Origin of the sequence: Limibacter armeniacum, from assembly GCF_036880985.1 — a bacterium.
Classification (GTDB): domain Bacteria; phylum Bacteroidota; class Bacteroidia; order Cytophagales; family Flammeovirgaceae; genus Limibacter; species Limibacter armeniacum.
Window position 1 is genome coordinate 129,955 of the sequence record NZ_JBAJNO010000009.1, and the last position, 18,920, is coordinate 148,874.

At 39.0% G+C, this 18,920-nt stretch carries 13 protein-coding genes; 5 read left to right on the forward strand and 8 right to left on the reverse strand.

Annotated features, from left to right (window positions below; translation table 11 throughout):
* Positions 1-49 precede the first annotated feature (49 nt).
* From metF to V6R21_RS18165, 3 genes are all read right to left on the reverse strand, one after another.
* On the reverse strand, positions 50-1,003 hold the full coding sequence (gene metF, locus V6R21_RS18155) for a methylenetetrahydrofolate reductase [NAD(P)H] (protein WP_334245005.1): 954 nt from the start codon (positions 1,001-1,003) through the stop codon (positions 50-52).
* Between the two features lie 170 nt (positions 1,004-1,173).
* Positions 1,174-2,481, reverse strand: a complete 1,308-nt coding sequence (locus tag V6R21_RS18160) for a lytic transglycosylase domain-containing protein (RefSeq protein WP_334245006.1) — start codon at positions 2,479-2,481, stop codon at positions 1,174-1,176.
* Between the two features lie 28 nt (positions 2,482-2,509).
* The gene (locus V6R21_RS18165; RefSeq protein ID WP_334245007.1) at positions 2,510-4,858 is read right to left on the reverse strand and encodes a caspase family protein; all 2,349 of its coding nucleotides are present in this window, start codon (positions 4,856-4,858) and stop codon (positions 2,510-2,512) included.
* Between the two features lie 351 nt (positions 4,859-5,209).
* On the opposite strand from V6R21_RS18165, the gene V6R21_RS18170 reads away from it, so the two are divergent.
* Both V6R21_RS18170 and V6R21_RS18175 read left to right on the forward strand, forming a co-directional pair.
* Complete coding sequence (locus V6R21_RS18170) at positions 5,210-6,004, forward strand: hypothetical protein (protein WP_334245008.1); 795 nt, start codon at positions 5,210-5,212, stop codon at positions 6,002-6,004.
* 10 nt (positions 6,005-6,014) lie between these two features.
* Positions 6,015-6,479 (forward strand): NfeD family protein, encoded by a 465-nt coding sequence (locus tag V6R21_RS18175; protein WP_334245009.1) that lies wholly within the window; start codon positions 6,015-6,017, stop codon positions 6,477-6,479.
* Here V6R21_RS18175 and V6R21_RS18180 read toward each other — a convergent pair.
* Both V6R21_RS18180 and V6R21_RS18185 read right to left on the reverse strand, forming a co-directional pair.
* Positions 6,476-7,099 (reverse strand): alpha-ketoglutarate-dependent dioxygenase AlkB family protein, encoded by a 624-nt coding sequence (locus tag V6R21_RS18180; RefSeq protein WP_334245010.1) that lies wholly within the window; start codon positions 7,097-7,099, stop codon positions 6,476-6,478. The genes V6R21_RS18175 and V6R21_RS18180 overlap by 4 nt on opposite strands.
* Positions 7,092-7,610, reverse strand: coding sequence for a TIGR00725 family protein (locus V6R21_RS18185; protein WP_334245011.1), 519 nt, complete (start codon positions 7,608-7,610; stop codon positions 7,092-7,094). Before V6R21_RS18185 ends, V6R21_RS18180 begins: the two co-directional genes overlap by 8 nt.
* A gap of 256 nt (positions 7,611-7,866) precedes the next feature.
* On the opposite strand from V6R21_RS18185, the gene V6R21_RS18190 reads away from it, so the two are divergent.
* Together V6R21_RS18190 and V6R21_RS18195 are read left to right on the forward strand one after the other, a co-directional pair.
* Complete coding sequence (locus tag V6R21_RS18190; protein ID WP_334245012.1) at positions 7,867-8,361, forward strand: hypothetical protein; 495 nt, start codon at positions 7,867-7,869, stop codon at positions 8,359-8,361.
* A gap of 211 nt (positions 8,362-8,572) precedes the next feature.
* Positions 8,573-9,829, forward strand: a complete 1,257-nt coding sequence (locus V6R21_RS18195) for a YncE family protein (RefSeq protein ID WP_334245013.1) — start codon at positions 8,573-8,575, stop codon at positions 9,827-9,829.
* 326 nt (positions 9,830-10,155) lie between these two features.
* Here V6R21_RS18195 and lon read toward each other — a convergent pair whose 3' ends face one another.
* Complete coding sequence (lon, locus tag V6R21_RS18200; RefSeq protein ID WP_334245014.1) at positions 10,156-12,612, reverse strand: endopeptidase La; 2,457 nt, start codon at positions 12,610-12,612, stop codon at positions 10,156-10,158.
* A gap of 874 nt (positions 12,613-13,486) precedes the next feature.
* On the opposite strand from lon, the gene V6R21_RS18205 reads away from it, so the two are divergent.
* Complete coding sequence (locus V6R21_RS18205; protein ID WP_334245015.1) at positions 13,487-15,493, forward strand: OmpA family protein; 2,007 nt, start codon at positions 13,487-13,489, stop codon at positions 15,491-15,493.
* A gap of 58 nt (positions 15,494-15,551) precedes the next feature.
* Here the strand turns inward: V6R21_RS18205 and V6R21_RS18210 are convergent, their stop codons facing one another.
* Both V6R21_RS18210 and V6R21_RS18215 read right to left on the reverse strand, forming a co-directional pair.
* Positions 15,552-17,561 carry a tetratricopeptide repeat protein gene (locus tag V6R21_RS18210; protein ID WP_334245016.1) on the reverse strand — a complete coding sequence of 670 codons (2,010 nt, stop codon included), beginning with the start codon at positions 17,559-17,561 and terminating at the stop codon, positions 15,552-15,554.
* Between the two features lie 312 nt (positions 17,562-17,873).
* Positions 17,874-18,836 (reverse strand): transketolase family protein, encoded by a 963-nt coding sequence (locus V6R21_RS18215; protein WP_334245017.1) that lies wholly within the window; start codon positions 18,834-18,836, stop codon positions 17,874-17,876.
* Positions 18,837-18,920: the final 84 nt, after the last annotated feature.

An 18,920-nucleotide genomic window follows, 5' to 3' on the forward strand; every position in this document is an offset into this window, starting at 1 on the left:
TATCGACTTCTCAGACCGACTCAGTTTTATATTAATCAATTCAAACCACCTAAAAAAGAGCTGAGGCAATCTCCTGAACAGAGGTTGACCTGTTCATGGTATAAAAGTGAAGACAAGGTGCATCATGCTCTATCAACTCTTTGCATTGTTGTATTCCCCACTCAATTCCGACTTGTTTCACTTCATCATTATTCTTACATTTCTCAACTTCCAAAGCCAACTCATTCGGAATATCAATCTTGAATATACTTGGCAATACAGTCATCTGTTTTTTTGTAATAAGAGGTTTTAGTCCTGGAATAATAGGCACTGTAATACCTATTTCCCTGCATTTTTCTACAAAAGAAAAATACTTCTGGTTATCAAAAAACATTTGTGTCACGATATATTGCGCTCCCATCTCTACTTTTTGTTTCAAGTAGAAAAGGTCTCTTTCCATATTAGGCGACTCAAAGTGCTTTTCAGGATATCCTGCCACGCCAATACAAAAATCTGTGCAAGCTTGTTCTTGGACAACCTCTTCCAAAAACACTCCCTTATTCATATTCGAAACCTGACAAATCAAGTCTGTTGCAAATTGGTTTCCCTCCGGATGAGGAGCAAAAGCCTTCTCTGACTTCAGTGCATCGCCTCGAAGTACCAATAGATTTTCAACCCCCAAGAAACTTAGGTCAATCAACGCATCCTCTGTCTCCTTTCGGCTAAAACCTCCACAAATTATATGTGGAACTGTGTCTACATGATACCGATTCATAATCGCAGCACAGATTCCTACAGTACTGGGACGTCTTCGGACCTTTTGCTTTTCCAATAGCCCATTCTCCCTTTTCTTGTAAATATACTCTTCCCTATGATAGGTAACATCAATAAAAGATGGCTTGAACTCAATCAGGGGGTCTATTGAGTCAAAAAAAGACTGAATACTTTGTCCCTTCAGTGGTGGCAGTAGCTCTATTGAGAAAAGCGGCTTTTTTGCCTTAGCCAGATGTTCGGTTATTTTCACAGGTTGGTTGGGTTATTTATTCATTTAGTCATCTTATTCCATATTAAAGGACTGAATTTCCTTTCATAGATAAAATATTTCCAATTTTACTGACAAAAGCCATTAAAAAAAAATTGCGTAGGGCAATCCTAAGAAACCCTACGCAATCAGTATATACTTAATCCTAAATTTTACTTACTGAAAAATATCTTTCTCCCCATTCCTATTTCCTCATTCTTCCCTATTCCATTCAACTTCCTGAGGCTTTTGAGTTCAATACCAAATCGTTTTGCGATTTCAGGTAACTTATCTCCGCTTTGCGTCAAGTAATATGATCCTAACATGATTTGATCTGGCCTTTCCTCCAAATAGAAAAATGTACCACTTTCCACTTTATATTTTCGAGACAAGTCATTTAGCTTTCTAAATTTCCATCTTGAAATTCCTGCACTCTTTGCCAAAGACTTCATGTCATCACCCTCTTTCGCCACAATTGCCCTTAAGCCATTTACTCTTCTCAACTTTTTAACATCTGTTGTTTCTGAGAGAATTGGGTCTTTAAAAATAAATGGGTACTCGTTTAGGAATGCCTCATCGTAAACATAGTTTTTACGTCCTCTTGATCGTGAAGAACTGATAGGTGTTACTGCAGCCATCAAGTCAGTTGCCTCTTCAAAGTTTGCTGCAGGAAGCAAAACTGTATAAACCTTATCTGAGGGGATGTAACCATCTACTCTTAACCACTGGTTATACTCTGACATTTTAGTTTCGTCCACTGCTACAGCAGTTGAAATACTTTGGAGTGTTCTGCCATTGGTATTGAAAGGCACCAAACTGATTGCAGGGGCATTTAACTCAACCTGATCCTTAAAGGCTATATAATTTGCCAAAAAGTGCAGTATGTAGAAATGGGTATTTTCATCTACTGTAATATTGTAAGGATCGAGTCTGTTTTGCTCAATCCAGTTTTTACAGCCTGTCAACCCTGTATTGTAGCTCAAAAGTGCATATACCCATGAGTTAAGGTACTTATAGCTTTTTTTCAAGTAAGCTGCCGCTGCCTCGCTGGAACTGATAATATTCATGCGTTCGTCAATCTCAACTCCTGCTTCTTCAGGATTACCGTCTACCCTTAAGCCTCTTTCACGGGCTGTTTCGATCTTGAACTGCCAGTACCCAACTGCATTTGACTTGGAGACAACATCAGGTTTCAGCGTACTTTCTTGTAACGCCAAAAACTTAAACTCTTCAGGGACACCCTCTCTTCTGAACACTTTGGTGATCTGTGGAAAATAAATATCACATCGGTGAACATATTCCTGAAAACCTATGCTGTAACTCGTTAGAGAGTTGACCTTTTTCGCAATTTCAGCTTTTCCTCCTTGTGTAATCCTAACTTTTGTATTCAAGACATACAGCTCATCAGGAATATTCTGCGCCATCAGTCCGAAAGCCATCAACTGACATAGCATTGATAGCAACCATATTTTCAGCCTCATTCTTAATTTGGTTTTATTTGTCAAGGTTTTAATCATTGTTTCGCTCTACTGAAGTAAAATGAACATGCTCTATAGACCATGTATTTGGAGTTCTTTCAGGTTTAGAACGTGTAGATTTGCTTCTGCTTTGCAATAACTTCTCCAATGCTGAAAGCTTAACTGGACTACTACCTCGAGCAGTTGTAGTGCCGTGTTTGACTCCCACAGACTGAAAAACAGACAAATCGCTAATTGGGTTATCTGATGTCAGCATTATAAGGTTATCTGTTCCATATGGAGGAACTACTCCAATATCTGTCGGACCTGTTATGGGGATTTCCTTGATATAGAAGCCATCCTTCAAGCCCATTTGTTTGATACCATTTTCCCCCAACCCTGAATTAGCAGTTGGGAAAACCAATGACATACCACCATGGCTGTCGATTACAAAAACATAGACAAACTGGTTTTGCTCATCCCATTGTTTGTACAACTCAACATTTTTCACAAGTACCAACCCATATGAGTTACCCGAAGTCAGAACTCCGCCATCCAATATGGCTCCAGTATTGGCATTCTTCATGGCGATACTGTAGGGGAAAGTCGAAGGAGGAGACTCCAACGTCAACCACGACTTGATTTTACCAAGTTGCAAGGCATGGTCTACCAACATACCTGTTACAGACTCTACACCATCTTTCAATGACTGCCAATCAGAATTGATAGGCATTGGGTGATCCTGATCAAGTTCTTTCTCTCCTGCCTGCTGACTTTTTTGAGCATCAAGATGAGCATGTACCCAACCGTAAGACAGTCCACTTCCACTATTGTAGCTTCCTGTCAAAATATAGTTTGCTGAGGACGGTGAGGTGGTAAACTGAACGCTGCTATTGTCTCCAAAACTTTGCTTCAGTTTTGTCAGCAATGAAGTTGGTGGCGGGAAATTCACAAATAACTTTACTGAAGCTACTTTACCACACTTTTCAGCCTTCAGAATATTACGTAACTTCTTTGCCGTCAATTTACTTCCTAATTTCACTTCAGGGCTTCCACAACAGTCAACCAATACCCATTCATTATTTACAAAAGTGAGCAGATGCGTTACTTCTTCCTCAACTGGATCCTTTACAAGGGTGATCATGTCAGACTTTAGTCGCTGTACTTCTTCAGAAAGAGTCTTCAATTCTGCTTCAGAAAATACGGCATCAGGACTCCAAACAGTCAAGAAGCTTTCGCCGCCAATCATCCAACCATCCAGTTCGAGTAAATCTCCTGCTTCTATTTTACCATAATCAGCCTCAGACTTAACTTTTCCTACAGACTCTACTAACCCGTTGACACTCTCTACTTCTACCTCAACCTTATCTCCATTATCAAGTTGCTTAACAAGTTTACTTCCTTTATTAATGCCAACTGCATACCCTCCATCCAATACCAGATAACCATCTTCCTTGGCATCAATCACACCAATCATCAACTTCTCTGACTGACCACCATCTGATACACCACCAAAAAGTGGTTGTGACGCTCGGTCACTACTTACCTCAATCACAGGATTTTGCTTAGGTATTGCATGATACTTCATGATGGAGTTGATACGCTTATGCAAGTTGGCAACAGGCTCATTCGCATTTCCTGTTTGCATAGCTTTCAGAAGCGCATAGGTAAATGCACCGTGTGAGTTGTTGTTTAAGTCCTTGAATTCCTTTGCCAACTGAAAGTCATGGGCTGCCGAAAGTACCATTGCCCCTCTTTCTGCAAGGCTGACTGACTTTTCAAATTTCTTTTTGATATCCAAGGCTGAAGATGGCACGTAACGAGTCTTATAGCTCTCAATACTCAACTTACCTCGACTACCTGAACCACTGTGACACCCGTCTATGATCACATTTAGTTGTGCGCCCTTATCCAGAATCTGATTGAAATAGTGGTTCATTTCAACATCCAAAATATAACGGTCTATCCCTTTGCTACCGTCTGAAGGTACAATTGCTTCATGAAGCTTGTCTTCCTCATAAAAGGAACTGTTACGGACTTGCGTACCATGTCCCGCATAATAGAACATAACCACATCTCCTGATTCCACCTTTTCTGTGATTTTCTCAAATGCCTTGACGATACCTTTTCTACTTGTTTCAGCATTTTTGGTCAACAGTTCAATATTTCTTGACTTAAAGCCATAGCGGGCTTTTAGCATACTCGCAACTGACTGAGCATCGTTGACAGCACCCTCCAGATTTTGCCATTCTCCTACAGCATTATTGGAATTGTATTCATTGATTCCGATCAAGAGCGCCCTTCTTACCTGAGCTACACCTTCTTGCACTCCTTGAAATTGGAAAAATACAAGTAGGAGCAGAATTTTCACTCCTATCCATAAATCTTTGAAAAGTCTCATTTTTAATAGTTATAGTAATATTGGTTTTCCTTATTAGTTAGCTAAATGCAAGTCAATCTTATATTAACACAAATGTATACATTAAGACAACTGCCTATGTCTATAAGCGATAATGTTAAGATTTATTTCAATTTATTTAATATTGATTATAGTTTTTATATTTGTGATGAATATATGAAATATACAATTATTAGCATCTATCATTAAATAGCGCTAAACAAAGTATTCAGAATTGCAGTGAATATAGCATATTGGGAAGGGATTTTTTGGCGAATTGATTGACTGCCACATTCTGATAATAATGAACCCAATTACTTCTATTGCATTCTAAAAGCTTTAACCAAGCAATTTATGAACTACAATCTACTACGCTTACCGATCTTAATGGCGGTAACCTGTTTGGCATTGATCGCGTCTGCGTCATCATATGCTGCTGAGCTTGTAATCCAAGGTACATACCAAGGAACTAACCTATACATCCAAAATTCTGCGGATGAATCAGGCAATTTCTGTATTGAAAGAATTACAGTCAATGACAAGGAATTAAAGACTCCCAGTGCTTCTGCTTTTGAGATTGACCTATCCTATCTTGAAAAGAACACGGATGTAACTATCAGAATATTCCACCGATCAGGATGCGAACCCAAAATCCTTAATCCAAACGCCATTAAGCAAAAATCAAACTTTGCCTTTACCTTTACAGAAGCTACGCCTGCACTTATCACATGGAAAACCACCGGTGAAGTTGCGGACAGTTATTTTGTTATACTTAAGAGGGAACATAGCGAATGGAAGGAATACGGTTTGGTCTATGGCAAAGGAAGTGGCAAACACAATGCCTATGAATTCAAGGTAGTCCACCACAGTGGTGAAAACCTATATCAGATACAATATGTAAGACCTGACAAGGCTACAGAACTATCGCCAGTCGTTGATTATATGGCTGAACTGGAGCAAGTATCCTTCTTTCCACAGAGGGTTTCCAAAATGCTTCACTTCTCTAGAGAGGTCAATTATATGGTAATGGATAAATATGGAAAGGTTGTCATGAAAGGAACTGCAAAAGAGGTCGATTGCGGAGAGCTTCAGAGTGGTAGCTATCACATTAGCTATGACAACACTTCAGGTAAGTTTTTCAAAAAATAATTCAGTAATAATGGGTGAACTGATAACAGTATTTTCGTTGGTTGGAGTTGGGGTAATCTTAATGATTGTCGAGTTTTTCTTTATTCCAGGAACCACAGTTGCAGGAATTCTCGGCTTTCTGTCTGCTGTTACTGGTGTATACCTTGGCTATGATTATTTCGGCGACACCACCGGACACCTAATTCTACTAGGTACTGGTATAGCTACAGCTATTGCCTTTATCTGGAGTTTCAGGTCTAATACTTGGAACAGGTTTGCACTCAAAGACCAGATCACAAGCAAAGTCAATGAAGATGTGGTTCCGCTTCAGGTAGGAGACCTTGGCAAAACAATTTCTGCTTTGAGACCAATGGGTACTGCTGAATTTGGCGGTGAGATTTATGAAGTCAGAACGCAAGGACGCTTTTTGGAAAGTGGATTACCTATACGGGTAGAAAGAGTAGAATCTTCCAAGGTCTTTGTAACGCAGATCTAGGTTCGGCTTTTTATCAGGCGAAAAGTCAGGTTAATTCTTCCCTTTTCAATCTTCTTCTGAACAGGAATCTGGTGTTGCCAAAAATGTTGGGTTGTACCTCCCATTATAAGTAAACTACCATGAGCCAAATGCAATTGCACCTTTGGCTCTGTTTTATCTGCTTGATATCGGAGGTCAAACCGACGGGTTTCCCCAAAACTCAAAGAGGCTATTATAGGATTCTCCCCCAACTCAGATTCATTGTCAGCATGCCATCCCATTTTGTCAGAACCATTTCGGTACCAGTTAAGCAAAACACTATTGAAGCTATGTCCAGTATATGCTTCAATTTTTGCTTTCATTTCAAGCAACCCTGCCGTCCAAGGAATAGGTTCATGAACCACTCCAGAATATTTATACCGGACACCCTTGTCTGCATACCAAGCGGTCTTCCGTGGCACCTTATACCATTTCCCAAAAATCTTTAACTCCTCCTGCTCCCATTCTATTTCATTTTCAAGGAGCTGATACAATTGATCTGCTTCATCATTTTTATAAAAATGTTCATCATAAAAAAGTACGCCATCCCTAATCTTGATTTCATCCATCTGCATACAGGTTTCTTGTTTCTCCTTAATCATTATGCTTCAAAAACTGTAAGATATCCGCTAGGTTATCAGCCACTCCAAACTGTTCAGTTCTTCTCTTATCCAATTGCTTTCCTGCCAACGCTTGTGCCCACCCACCAAATTGGGTAGCACATACCACACTTTTTCCTTTTTGCCATGCAAAAGCAAGTTCTGAAAGTGTTCCTGCGCCGCCAGCCACAGCTACAATGATATCAGCAGTATTGACTATCACCTGATTTCTGGCAATGCCGATTCCTGTAGGTATAACTATGTCAGCGTATTCATTGGCGTACTCCTTCTCATCATGAGGAATAATGGCAACAGTTGTCCCAAATGTATATGCTTCAGACTGATGTGCCCCTTTAAAAACTGCTTCCATAATCCCCTTCATCCCTCCATTTACAATGACATACCCTTCATCGACTAATGCTTTACCTAATGCTATTCCAAAATGATAAATTTCTTCGGTACAGGCTGATGCATTTGGACCTATTACACCTATCAGTTTCTTTCTTTTTCTCATATCTATCATTTGATATCTGATTCATTATCATTGACAATAGAACTTTCCACTTCCGATACTCAAATTGAGTATGCATAAATCTCTCTCAACACGTTAGCTGCAATAGAATTTTGGGTTACAATATCCTTTTAAGATCATGGAGTGATTAATGAGGTATCTCAATGTTCTATTCCTTATATTTGCCCCACAAAAATATATTGATTAAGGGGCAGGTTTGCCTTATTTATAGATTATTTCCTAAAAAAGACCAGACTCTATGAAGATGATCAAATTCTTTTGGGCATTGTCACTGCTTGCCTTTTTGGGCGTTAGCTTACTGATTTACATTTACATGCCTGAAAAAGTGAATGTGTGGTTTGATGCAAATGGTCAGAGTGTTACAATGATGCAAAGAGGAGATTTCTTCTATGCATCGATGATGGCACTACTACTCGTGAACATCTCCATCACTGTTTTCGGCAACAGCATTATGTATTTCCCCAAGCAGTTGATATGGATTCCGAAAAAGGATTTCTGGCTAAAGTCGAAAGACAACCGCAAGGAGCTGGTTAAAAGAACAAAAGGATGGACAAGGGGCTTGGCTACCATTTTTAACCTGCTTCTATTAGCCTTTGTTGGAGTGATTTTCTCTTATCATTACGAAGAGGCGCCAGATCTCACAACATTGCTTTATGTAATTCCTGTTTTGGCTATTGCTTGGTTGGTCTTTTTCTTTTTCCTGTTCAGCAACACAGATTACAAGGAAGCTTAGACACATTGATGATTTTACAGGTAGTCGATAGTTTACTATATCAATAGAAAACTATCGACTTCTTTTTTTTATATTAAATAGTGTATTTCATTTACAGTTATTAATAAATGACAGAAGGTTTCATTCCCTCCCATATTTATTCTTTCTGTCAAACTCATTGACTTTAATACTGTTATCTAAAAACTGAAGAACCTTAACGATTAAATTTACCATGTCTAAAAACAAGGTTTTCGTCCTGACGCTAATTGCCTCATTTGATCTGCTTTTAATCTTACTTCTTCTAAATGGCATTAATATCCAGTCTCTATTTCCTAACCAACATACCAATAGTGAAGCAGAGCAGGTGTTAATGTCTAGCCTCCAGAATGATGACCACGAACCATTTGATTATAAACCTGCCGCACCTTATTATGACAGCCTTGAGCTGATAAAATCTGCTAGAATCCCTGTTGGAAGAGGTGTCAAATCAGTATTGATTTCTCCTAACCAAAAGTATGTTTACACGCTCAATCTTGAAGGCATGAGTGTTTATGAGATTGACAGGGTTACCCTTAAGAAACACCGTGAACTCAGGTTTATACCTACAGAAGGAGAAGGATATGATTACAGTAAAAGAGAATGGATTAAATCCTATCAGGAAAAACCGGTAGAAGGCTGTTTTTCTCATGATGGTAAATACCTATGGATTTCGCTACACAATGCTGGAGGAATCGTGGCATGGAACCTTCACCATACAGAAGAATATGAGTCACGAACAAAAAAAGCCCATATCATACTTTCGGATAATACACGGGAAGTCACTTCCTTAAAATTTATCCCGACAGGTAAAACACCAAAAGTCATTACCAAATCAACTGATGGTGAGACCCTCTATGTTTCAAATTGGCATAGTAACTCTGTCAGTGTTATTGATATATCCTCTTCAGATCCTGATGATTGGAAAAAAGTAACAGACCTGAAAACAGGTGCAGTTCCTAGAGGGCTTCTTATATCCGAAAATGACAAAAAGCTATACGTCAACAATATGGGTGGTGCCAGTATCTCTGTACTTAACTTATCTACCTCACAGGAAGATACTGTTCTGAAAAGAATGGTTACTCCCAGACATATTGTACAGGATGATCACTATTTATATGTAACCTTAAGTAGTCCGGAGAAACTCGTTAAAATCAGCAAAAGTGACCACTACCCTATTCTGGAACAAGTAACTGGTGATGATCCCCGAACGCTTGACCTTTCATACGATAAAGGCTTACTATTTTGTACTTCTTATGGTGATGATCAATTGGAGGTGTACCGTACTTCAGATTTAAAAAGATTGGGAAGATGGGAATCAAAAGGTGGCCCTGTTGGAGTTGCGGTCTGCCAAGCTGATTCTTTGATTGAAGCTTGGGTCTGTAATTATAAATATGCTACCCTAAGAGTATTCAGGTTCCAACCGATTATTTATATGCAAGCCAAAAAGTAAATTCAGAATTGAATCAAGGAAAAAATAAATGAAAGTAGCAGGATAGTAGTAATTAATTGGTTTTAGTTCTTAGCTAGAAAATTGTTTGATTACTTAATTGGTTTCAGCACCCTATTTGAAGGATATTGCTCAGCAAATATATAAATATTCCTCTGTTTATAACAAATATTAACACTAATGTAATCTACCTTAAAATCGTAACACACTCACAAGCAGTTCTTTATTTTTATTAAATGTGAAATATTATTTGCTATTGGCTGATACAAACAAAAAAAGGTAATTCCTCAAAAGAGAAATTACCTTTTTATATTTTCAAGGATTGAACATTAATCCAAATCGAACTCTATCGCATCGTTTACCTTCTCATCCAGCAAGGCAATCTTCAATACTTCATCCACATTTTCTACAAAATGAATATTCAGGTTCTCAAGGTACTGTTCATCAACCTCCATTACATCTTTCTTGTTCTTATTGCAGAAAATAATGTCACGGATACCAGCTCTTCTGGCTGCCAGCAGTTTTTCCTTAATACCCCCTACAGGTAATACCTTACCTCTCAAAGTAATCTCACCTGTCATAGCCAATCTATCCATTACTTTTCTTTGAGTATAGATAGAAGCCATTGATGTCAGCATGGTAATACCTGCTGAAGGACCATCCTTAGGTACAGCACCTGCCGGTACGTGGATATGCAAATCGTACTTATCAAAAATACGCTGATCAATATCCAGCTTCTTGGCATTTGCTTTCAGGTAAGAAAGTGCAGCAGTAGCTGACTCTTTCATTACATCACCCAATTGACCTGATAAAGTCAATCGACCTTTTCCTGGGTTAAGGCTCGATTCAATAAACAGAATCTCACCACCAACTGATGTCCATGCCAATCCGGTAACTACTCCAGCAATGTCATTATTTTGGTAGAGTTCTTTATCAAATACAGGTGCTCCAAGTATCTTCTCTACTTCTTTTGCTCCTATACTCTTTTTATACTCCTCTTCCAATGCTACTGACTTCGCAATATTTCGGACTACTGCCCCAATTTTTCTTTCAAGATTACGAACACCAGACTCTCTAGTATAACCTTCAATCAGGAAACGAATGGATGCATCAGAAAAAGAAACATCCTTACCTTTCAAACCATGCTCCTTACGTTGCTTAGGAATCAGGTGTTTCTTGGCTATTTCAATTTTTTCTTCAACCGTATATCCTGTGATCTCAATAATCTCCATCCTGTCTCTTAGAGCAGGCTGAATGCTATCAAGGGAATTGGCCGTCGCTATAAACAATACCTTTGAAAGGTCATATTCAACCTCAAGATAATTATCTACAAAAGTGTGGTTTTGCTCAGGATCAAGTACTTCAAGCAATGCTGAAGAGGGATCACCTCTGAAATCAGCACCCAACTTATCCAGTTCATCCAAGATGAAAACAGGATTAGATGAATTGACCTTTTTCAGGCTTTGGAGCACCCTACCAGGCATTGCTCCCACATACGTCTTACGGTGACCTCGAATTTCAGACTCGTCCTTCATTCCACCTAAAGCCATACGTACATATTTACGACCCAATGCCTTCGCAATCGACTTACCCAAAGAGGTTTTACCTACACCTGGAGGTCCATACAAACAAAGGATAGGACCTTTTAAGTCTTGCTTCAGTTTCAGTACAGCCAGATATTCAATGATTCTATCTTTCACCTTATCCAACCCATAGTGATCCTTATCCAGAATCTTCTGTGCTTTCTTCAGGTCAAAATCATCTTCAGTGGCCTCGCTCCAAGGCAAGTCCAACAGGAACTCACAGTAACTCAACGTTATCGGGTACTCAGCTGCTGCCGGGTTGATTCGCTTAAGCTTTTGGATTTCTTTATCAAATTGCTTTTTAGCTATCTCAGGCCATTCTTTTTTCTCAGCCCTAACAATCAGGTCTTCAATCTCACGATCAGGACTGTCCACACCCAACTCATCCTGCAATACCTTCATTTGCTGACGCAGGAAGTAATCACGCTGTTGCTGGTCAATATCAAAGTTCACTTTGCTAGTGATCTCATTCTTCAGTTCCAGCATTTGAACTTCCCTGAACATGTACTCAAGCAACGTAGTCACTTTTGTTCTGCCGTCATGAATTTCCAACAACTTCTGTTTGTCCCTTACCTCTACATTCAGGTTAGAGCTCAAGAAGTATGTCAAGAACGACAGACTTGAAATATTATCCAGAGCAGTGCGAGCCTCCTCAGGAATGTCTTTGTTCAGTTTAAGGATTTTGTAAGCCGTCTCCTTCAGTGAATCAATCAAAGCTGACTCTTCATTCTCACTGCTAAAATCAAAGTTATCACCCAATACATTGCCTTTTACAACCATATAAGGGTCTTCAGAAACTAGCTCTTCGATTTCAAATTTTCGCTTACCCTGAATGATGATTGTAGTATTACCATCAGGCAAAGTAAGGGTCTTCAGGATACGTGCTACCGTACCAACTTTATACACATCCCCTAATCTCGGGTCTTCGTTACTGCTGTTTTTCTGTGCAACAACTCCAATCACTTTTGTTGTGTTATAAGCATTCTTCACCAGTTTCACTGATTTTTCACGCCCAACAGTGATAGGAATTACAACTCCAGGAAAAAGAACTGCATTTCTCAATGGCAGCAAGGGTAATTCAAGACCTTCAACGCCGTCAAATTCCCCGTCATCTTCTTCCGCAGGAACTACAGAAATCAATTGATCGTCTGACTCCATTCCAGATAACTCACTTAATACTATACTATTTCTTTTCAATGCCATTTTGATCAATTCACACTTTATAATGTGCATGCTCATCAAGCATACAATGATATTTTCAATGCTATTTGTGGTATGGATTCAATTGATACGTTAACTCAAATTTATTATGAGAAAATCTCAATTGATACCAAATCAAGATATAAAAGTAATCAATTGGCTTGCCAATCGGAATAACTGACATAATGATATATAGGTCTCCCATTATAAAAAATTGGGACAGCTGAATGGCAGTTACCACAACTTACCATAATTCCACTTATTTGATATTCATTATCAACACTTAACAGTCAAATTAACTAAGTTACAGGTTGAAGAATTACATTGATTGCTACATTGCCATACTGACAGAAAAATATACTTATCTCATGACAAAATTGCAGTTTGTCATCTTGACAGTCTAAAGGCGCTGCTCCTGACACTCCAATTTTCATATCAGTTGATTGTCATTCCTTCATTGGATTTCCCTTTAAAATCGACACTACATCATCTCGATACTTACTTATTAAGTATTATTTTATCTTAATTAAATTCTCTGTAAACAATTAAGGGTTCTCTTCTACATTCTAATAATTATAGAACTTTTCATATTTTTGAGTCAATAACCATATTATCTACATGGTGCTACTGATAGAAAAACAGCCTTATGTCAATAGCACATGTAACAATACGACTGACAGTAGTAAAGTATAGCTGTCAACACTTGGAAGGACTACATGGATTAATTTGGTCATCATTTTTCGCCAAAAATCACCTAGCTTTCAACTTATTAAACATAACCAGAATATCAAGTAAGGCTTAGTCAATGAGATACAAACAACATACATTGTTTTCTACTCTATTTCTCTTTTTAAGTACATTCATTTTACTCAATTGCATGAACCTGTACGGACAAAAGAAAAAAGAGCCTAACCCAAAAAAAGAAGTTGGTCTGTTGCTTGAAAACTTCTCACCTAGAGAAATTAACTCAGTTTTGAAGCTTCCAGGAATCCGCTTTCACAACATTAATAAGGTAGCCTATTATTATGATAAAAAAGAGCTAAAAAGAATTTATGAATTAGAAAAAAACAAAGATTGGGAGGGTTACTTAAAAGCACTCTATCAGTACATTTCTAATTTTGGGGTCAACAACTTCGTTCTCCAGCGAGATATGGATCTTGTCTGGAGGTTGGCTCGTGTTTCTGAATATTTTGACCAAACTGAGCTAACGAAAGAATTATACAGATTGATTCTTAAACATTACAGAGGTGATGTACAAGATGCCCTTTATACTTATGACTCACTTATCAAGTTTGAAAAACCGCTGTATGCTGATCTTGAGTATTACTATCGACTGGTAGAGAAAAGGCTCCAGATAGATACATTAAAGCCACCTAAAGAAGTTTTGACTGAAATGGGTAGTGAAATCAATTCACACTTTGATGAGTATGGAATGACCATCGGTGGCAAAAATGATTCACAACTTATTTTCACCTCCAAGAGAGTGGTATTAGACACCTCTACCATCAATAAAGACCTGTACGGTGAACGTGTAATCGAAAACATCTACAGTTCTCAGAAAAACCCTGACGGTACATGGCAGGAGGCAAAACCATTTGACGGAATCAACACTCAGTATAACGAGGGTTCGCCTTGTATTTCAAAAGATGGTAAAACGATCTTTTTTGTACGTTGCCATGCACCTGATGGCTCAGGTGACTGCGACTTGTACACCTCCTCTCTACAGGAAGATGGAACTTGGTCTGAAGCAACCAATTTAGGCCCAAAGATCAACAGCTATGCGTGGGACTCTCACCCTGCCTTAAACATGACTGAGGATACTCTGTACTTTTCATCTGCCAGAAAAGGTGGATTTGGTGGTCTCGACATCTGGTACACTACCAAAGACAAAAAAGGTGAATGGGAGGAATGCAAAAATGTAGGCCCTGTAATCAATTCCATGCGCAATGAGGTTAGCCCCTACCCTCATGCCAAGCACCATTTGCTGTACTTCAGTTCTGACGGTCAGCTTCTAAACTTTGGTGGCTATGACATCTTTAAATCATATGTGGTAGAAGGAGAATGGACTGAACCTAAAAATGTAGGTCCATTGGTCAATGGTGAGGGCAATGAGTTTTACTTTGCCATAGATTCACAATCTAAATGGTTGTTCTATGCCAAGTCTTATGAACAGGATGCGCCTAATATGGACTTGCAATCGTTCCCTCTGCCGATGGAAGCTAAACCAAACAATTTAGTTCGTTTTTCAGGTAGAATTATTGAAAAGACAACAGGTGAAGTATTTCAAGGTGTAGTGACAATCATTGACCTGACAGATGGTATAGAGGTAGCACCAAGAAAAATCCGGGAGGATGGCTCATTTGATTTTGAGTTGATCAACAAGAAGAAATACTTACTGGTAGTGGAAGGAGACAATTTCTTCAGAATAGAAGAAATGTTCTATCTAGATGGTGATAAAGAAGTCCAAATCCCTGCCGTAAGCATCAATAGTGTACTTACATTTAAGTCAATTGACTTTGAAAAAGGCAGTGCAAGACTCCTACCAGGTATGGAAAACAACCTGCACCTTGTGATTGATTTCTTGGCAGAACGTCCTAAGTACCGATTAAGAGTAACTGGGCATACCGACTCTGATGGAGATCCAACATTTAACTTGACTCTGTCAAAGAGAAGGGCTGAAGCAATTAGAGGGTATATTCTATCTTATGGCAACTTTCACCCAAGCAGGGTAATTGCTGATGGTAAAGGAGATACTGAACCTATTATCCCGAACCCCGTTTCGGACGAAGAGAAAAGAATCAACCGAAGAGTTGAATTCAAAATCTACTTTGATGAATATGGTATTGCAGAACCGCTGGAAACAGACCCTGAAAAAATTGATTAAGTAATATCATTAATAAAAAAGCCCTCAAAGCGTGAAAATTCTCTTTGAGGGCTTTCTTTTAAACTTTAAATCCAATCACCAATACATCATCAACCTGCTCACAATCGCCTTTCCAAGTCGTAAAGGTTGACTCCAACAACTGATACTGATCTTGGGCTGGCAAGTGCTGAATGGCTTCCAAAATCTTATACAAACCTCTCCTCTTTAATTTCTTTCCTGCTTTACCGCCAAACTGATCAGCATATCCATCGGAAAACATATAATACATCTGATCATTTCCTATTGGTAATACATGGTCTTCAAACTCGTCATGGGGTTCTCTTTCTCCAAGTTGCCTTCCGATTGACCTCCTGTTTCCTGCAATTACCTTTTGCCCTTCACCATCGTAGTATACCAATGAAATTTTTGCTCCTGAAAAATGGAGTTCCTGCTCTTCATAGTCGATACAGCACAAACCTATATCCATTCCATCCGAAACTTTGGAAGACTGTTTACTCAACTTGCTTTCCAATGCATATTGCATTCCTGCAAGGATATCTCCCGGACTTCTCATCCGATTCAAGAAGACCATTTCTCCCAATAAACTATCTGCTATCACACTCATAAATGCACCAGGCACACCATGTCCTGTACAGTCAATACATGCGATATAGGCCATCCCATCCAAATATGCATACCAATAGAAATCTCCACTTACTTCATCAACTGGTTTCAGCATAAAAAATGATTCGCTTACTTTCTCCCTGATCTCTGTCAGATCAGGGAGCAATGCATTTTGGATTTTCTGAGCATACCGCAAGCTTGAGTGTCTATCATCAATATATTGACTCAGCTTTTTGTTAGCTCCTTCAAGTACTTCATTTATATTCTCAACTTCCTGTTGCCTTTCCGTCAGTTCATCATACGCACTGTTCTTAGCCTTATTCTCCCGATACATACCTACCGCAAAATAGATCAGCACACCAATGGTCACAAAGCTTACGATAACAGTTGTCATATGCTGTTCTCGCTGCTCAATATGTGTCTCTCTTGATAACCTCAATTTACGTTCAAGCTCCTCAACAGAGTTCAGCATCATCAGGTATTCCATTTCATCTTCATGCTGACTACTTAACAAGCTGTCTTTATACACACCTTGAAGCTCTAAGTATTTCAATGCTCTAGAGGGGTCTCCTTGCATCTTTTCTATTTTGTAAAGGAAATAATACCCCTCCTGCAATTCCTCGTAATCCTGTACATTTTTCGCAATGAAAATTGCCCTTAAAGTAAAATACTCTACCATTTGAGGTTGATTCAACTTCAGGTAAACCATTGCTATCTTATTCAACAACTCAGCCTTATATCCCGTCTCAAGATTTCCTTTTTCCTGAAGTCCAAGAGCCTTGTTGTAATATTCAATCGCTTCTCGGTATTTTTTTGTCTCCAAGAACAGGTCTCCCATTGACGACAATACTTTCATGGCAAAAAAGTCGTCCCGAATGTACTGGCTGTAAAGCAATGCTTTTTCGAACAGCTCCAATGACTGCACCATCTCACCGCTATATTTTGCAACAATCCCTTTACAAGAAAGAATCCGAGCCCAAAGTTCATAGTCTGTATTGGATGCTATCTCCTCTGCTTCTACCACATACCGGCTTGCCTCCTCATAAAATGCCTTTTCAATATATATTTCTGCCATTCCGACAAATGCATAACTCATATACTCCTTATCCCCTATTTCCTCTGCTCTTCTGAGTATATAGTCACAATGTTTCAAAGCCTCATCATAACTCCCCTTTTTGAAATAGACATAACTCAATGAGAGTGATCCTAATAAAATCCCCGGCAAATAATTCTGTTGCGTTGCCAGCTCTAAGGTTTCAGTTGAATAAGCGAGCATCTGATCGGTAGAGGAATATCGATACATCCAAGCAATCTCCCCCAATACATTCACCTTTGTAGTGTCATGCATAGCAGTATCATTCAACAGGCTTTTTAGACTGTCAATCTGGTTTAAGGCTTTATTGGGCAAGCCCGCAACCACCTCTAATCCTGTAAGTAAAAAGAATAAAAGTAATGCGTTTTTCATGCAAAGGTTGTCAAATCTCAATGGGTAGCAATTAGTCACAATCAACTGCTATGTAATTGTTGCAGTCAGGGATAAGAAAAAAAGAAGTGTACAAAGTGAAAGTCAATGAGTCCTATAACTAGGTCTAAATACTGGCTATTAGGCTCTAATTAAATTAGTGTTCTTAACGCTCAATTACAACTGAAAAATGCATGATTTGAATAAAGTTATGGTACAACACCAGAAAGGGTTTATAGAGATACCTTATAAAAACAAAAAGCTCCTGACAGAAAAACTGTCAGGAGCCTATATATTCTTGTGATGGAGTTCAGCTTATACCAATGCAGCTTTACGTTGCATTACCGCTTCTGCTGAAGCCACAATATTTTCAGCTTTCAATCCATATTTGACCATCAGTTGATCAGGAGTACCGCTTTCACCGAATACGTCTTTTACACCAACGAACTCGATTGGAGCTGGGAACTGTCTTGCCAATACACCGGCAACGCTCTCACCAAGACCACCAAAGATTTGGTGTTCTTCAGCTGTCACAACACAACCTGTTTTCTTCACAGACTTAAGGATTGCTTCTTCGTCCAGTGGCTTGATAGTGTGGATATTGATAATCTCAGCATCGATACCTTTTTCAGCCAACATTTCACCAGCTTGAATCGCTTCCCATACCAAGTGACCAGTTGCTACGATTGTAACGTCAGCACCTTCGTTCAACATCACAGCTTTACCAATCTCAAACTTGTCATCAGGCATGATGTTAGGCACTGCAGGACGTCCGAAACGCAAGTAAACAGGACCATCGTATTCAGCAATAGCAATCGTCGCTGCCTTAGTTTGGTTGAAGTCGCAAGTGTTGATTACTGTCATATGAGGAAGCATCTTCATCATACCGATATCTTCCAATACTTGGTGTGTAGCACCATCTTCGCCCAGTGTTATTCCTGAGTGAGAAGCACAGATCTTAACGTTTTTACGGGAATAAGCTACCGACTGTCTGATTTGGTCATATACACGGCTAGTAGAGAAGTTAGCAAAAGTACCTGTAAAAGGAATTTTACCACCAATTGTCATACCTGCAGCCATACCAATCATGTTGGCTTCTGCGATACCTACTTGAAAGAAACGCTCTGGAAACTCAGCAGCGAAAGCATCCATTTTAAGCGACCCTGTAAGGTCAGCACAAAGTGCTACTACTTCGTTGTTGTTCTTTCCCAATTCAAGCAGACCCGCGCCAAATCCAGATCTAGTGTCTTTTTTCTCCGTATAAGTGTATTTCTTCATAAGAATGGTGCTAATTAAAGCATTGTTTATTTGTCTTTCGAAAATCCCCCGCAAAAGTAGCATTTGCAATCATCTAAGACAAAA

Coding starts and splice junctions, on each gene's coding strand:
- V6R21_RS18160 (WP_334245006.1), bottom strand. CDS start 2,481: ATGAGGCTGAAAATATGGTTGCTATCAATGCTATGTCAGTTGATGGCT.
- V6R21_RS18165 (WP_334245007.1), bottom strand. CDS start 4,858: ATGAGACTTTTCAAAGATTTATGGATAGGAGTGAAAATTCTGCTCCTA.
- V6R21_RS18170 (WP_334245008.1), top strand. CDS start 5,210: ATGAACTACAATCTACTACGCTTACCGATCTTAATGGCGGTAACCTGT.
- V6R21_RS18175 (WP_334245009.1), top strand. CDS start 6,015: ATGGGTGAACTGATAACAGTATTTTCGTTGGTTGGAGTTGGGGTAATC.
- V6R21_RS18180 (WP_334245010.1), bottom strand. CDS start 7,099: ATGATTAAGGAGAAACAAGAAACCTGTATGCAGATGGATGAAATCAAG.
- V6R21_RS18185 (WP_334245011.1), bottom strand. CDS start 7,610: ATGAGAAAAAGAAAGAAACTGATAGGTGTAATAGGTCCAAATGCATCA.
- V6R21_RS18190 (WP_334245012.1), top strand. CDS start 7,867: ATGAAGATGATCAAATTCTTTTGGGCATTGTCACTGCTTGCCTTTTTG.
- V6R21_RS18195 (WP_334245013.1), top strand. CDS start 8,573: ATGTCTAAAAACAAGGTTTTCGTCCTGACGCTAATTGCCTCATTTGAT.
- lon (WP_334245014.1), bottom strand. CDS start 12,612: ATGGCATTGAAAAGAAATAGTATAGTATTAAGTGAGTTATCTGGAATG.
- V6R21_RS18205 (WP_334245015.1), top strand. CDS start 13,487: ATGAACCTGTACGGACAAAAGAAAAAAGAGCCTAACCCAAAAAAAGAA.
- V6R21_RS18210 (WP_334245016.1), bottom strand. CDS start 17,561: ATGAAAAACGCATTACTTTTATTCTTTTTACTTACAGGATTAGAGGTG.
- V6R21_RS18215 (WP_334245017.1), bottom strand. CDS start 18,836: ATGAAGAAATACACTTATACGGAGAAAAAAGACACTAGATCTGGATTT.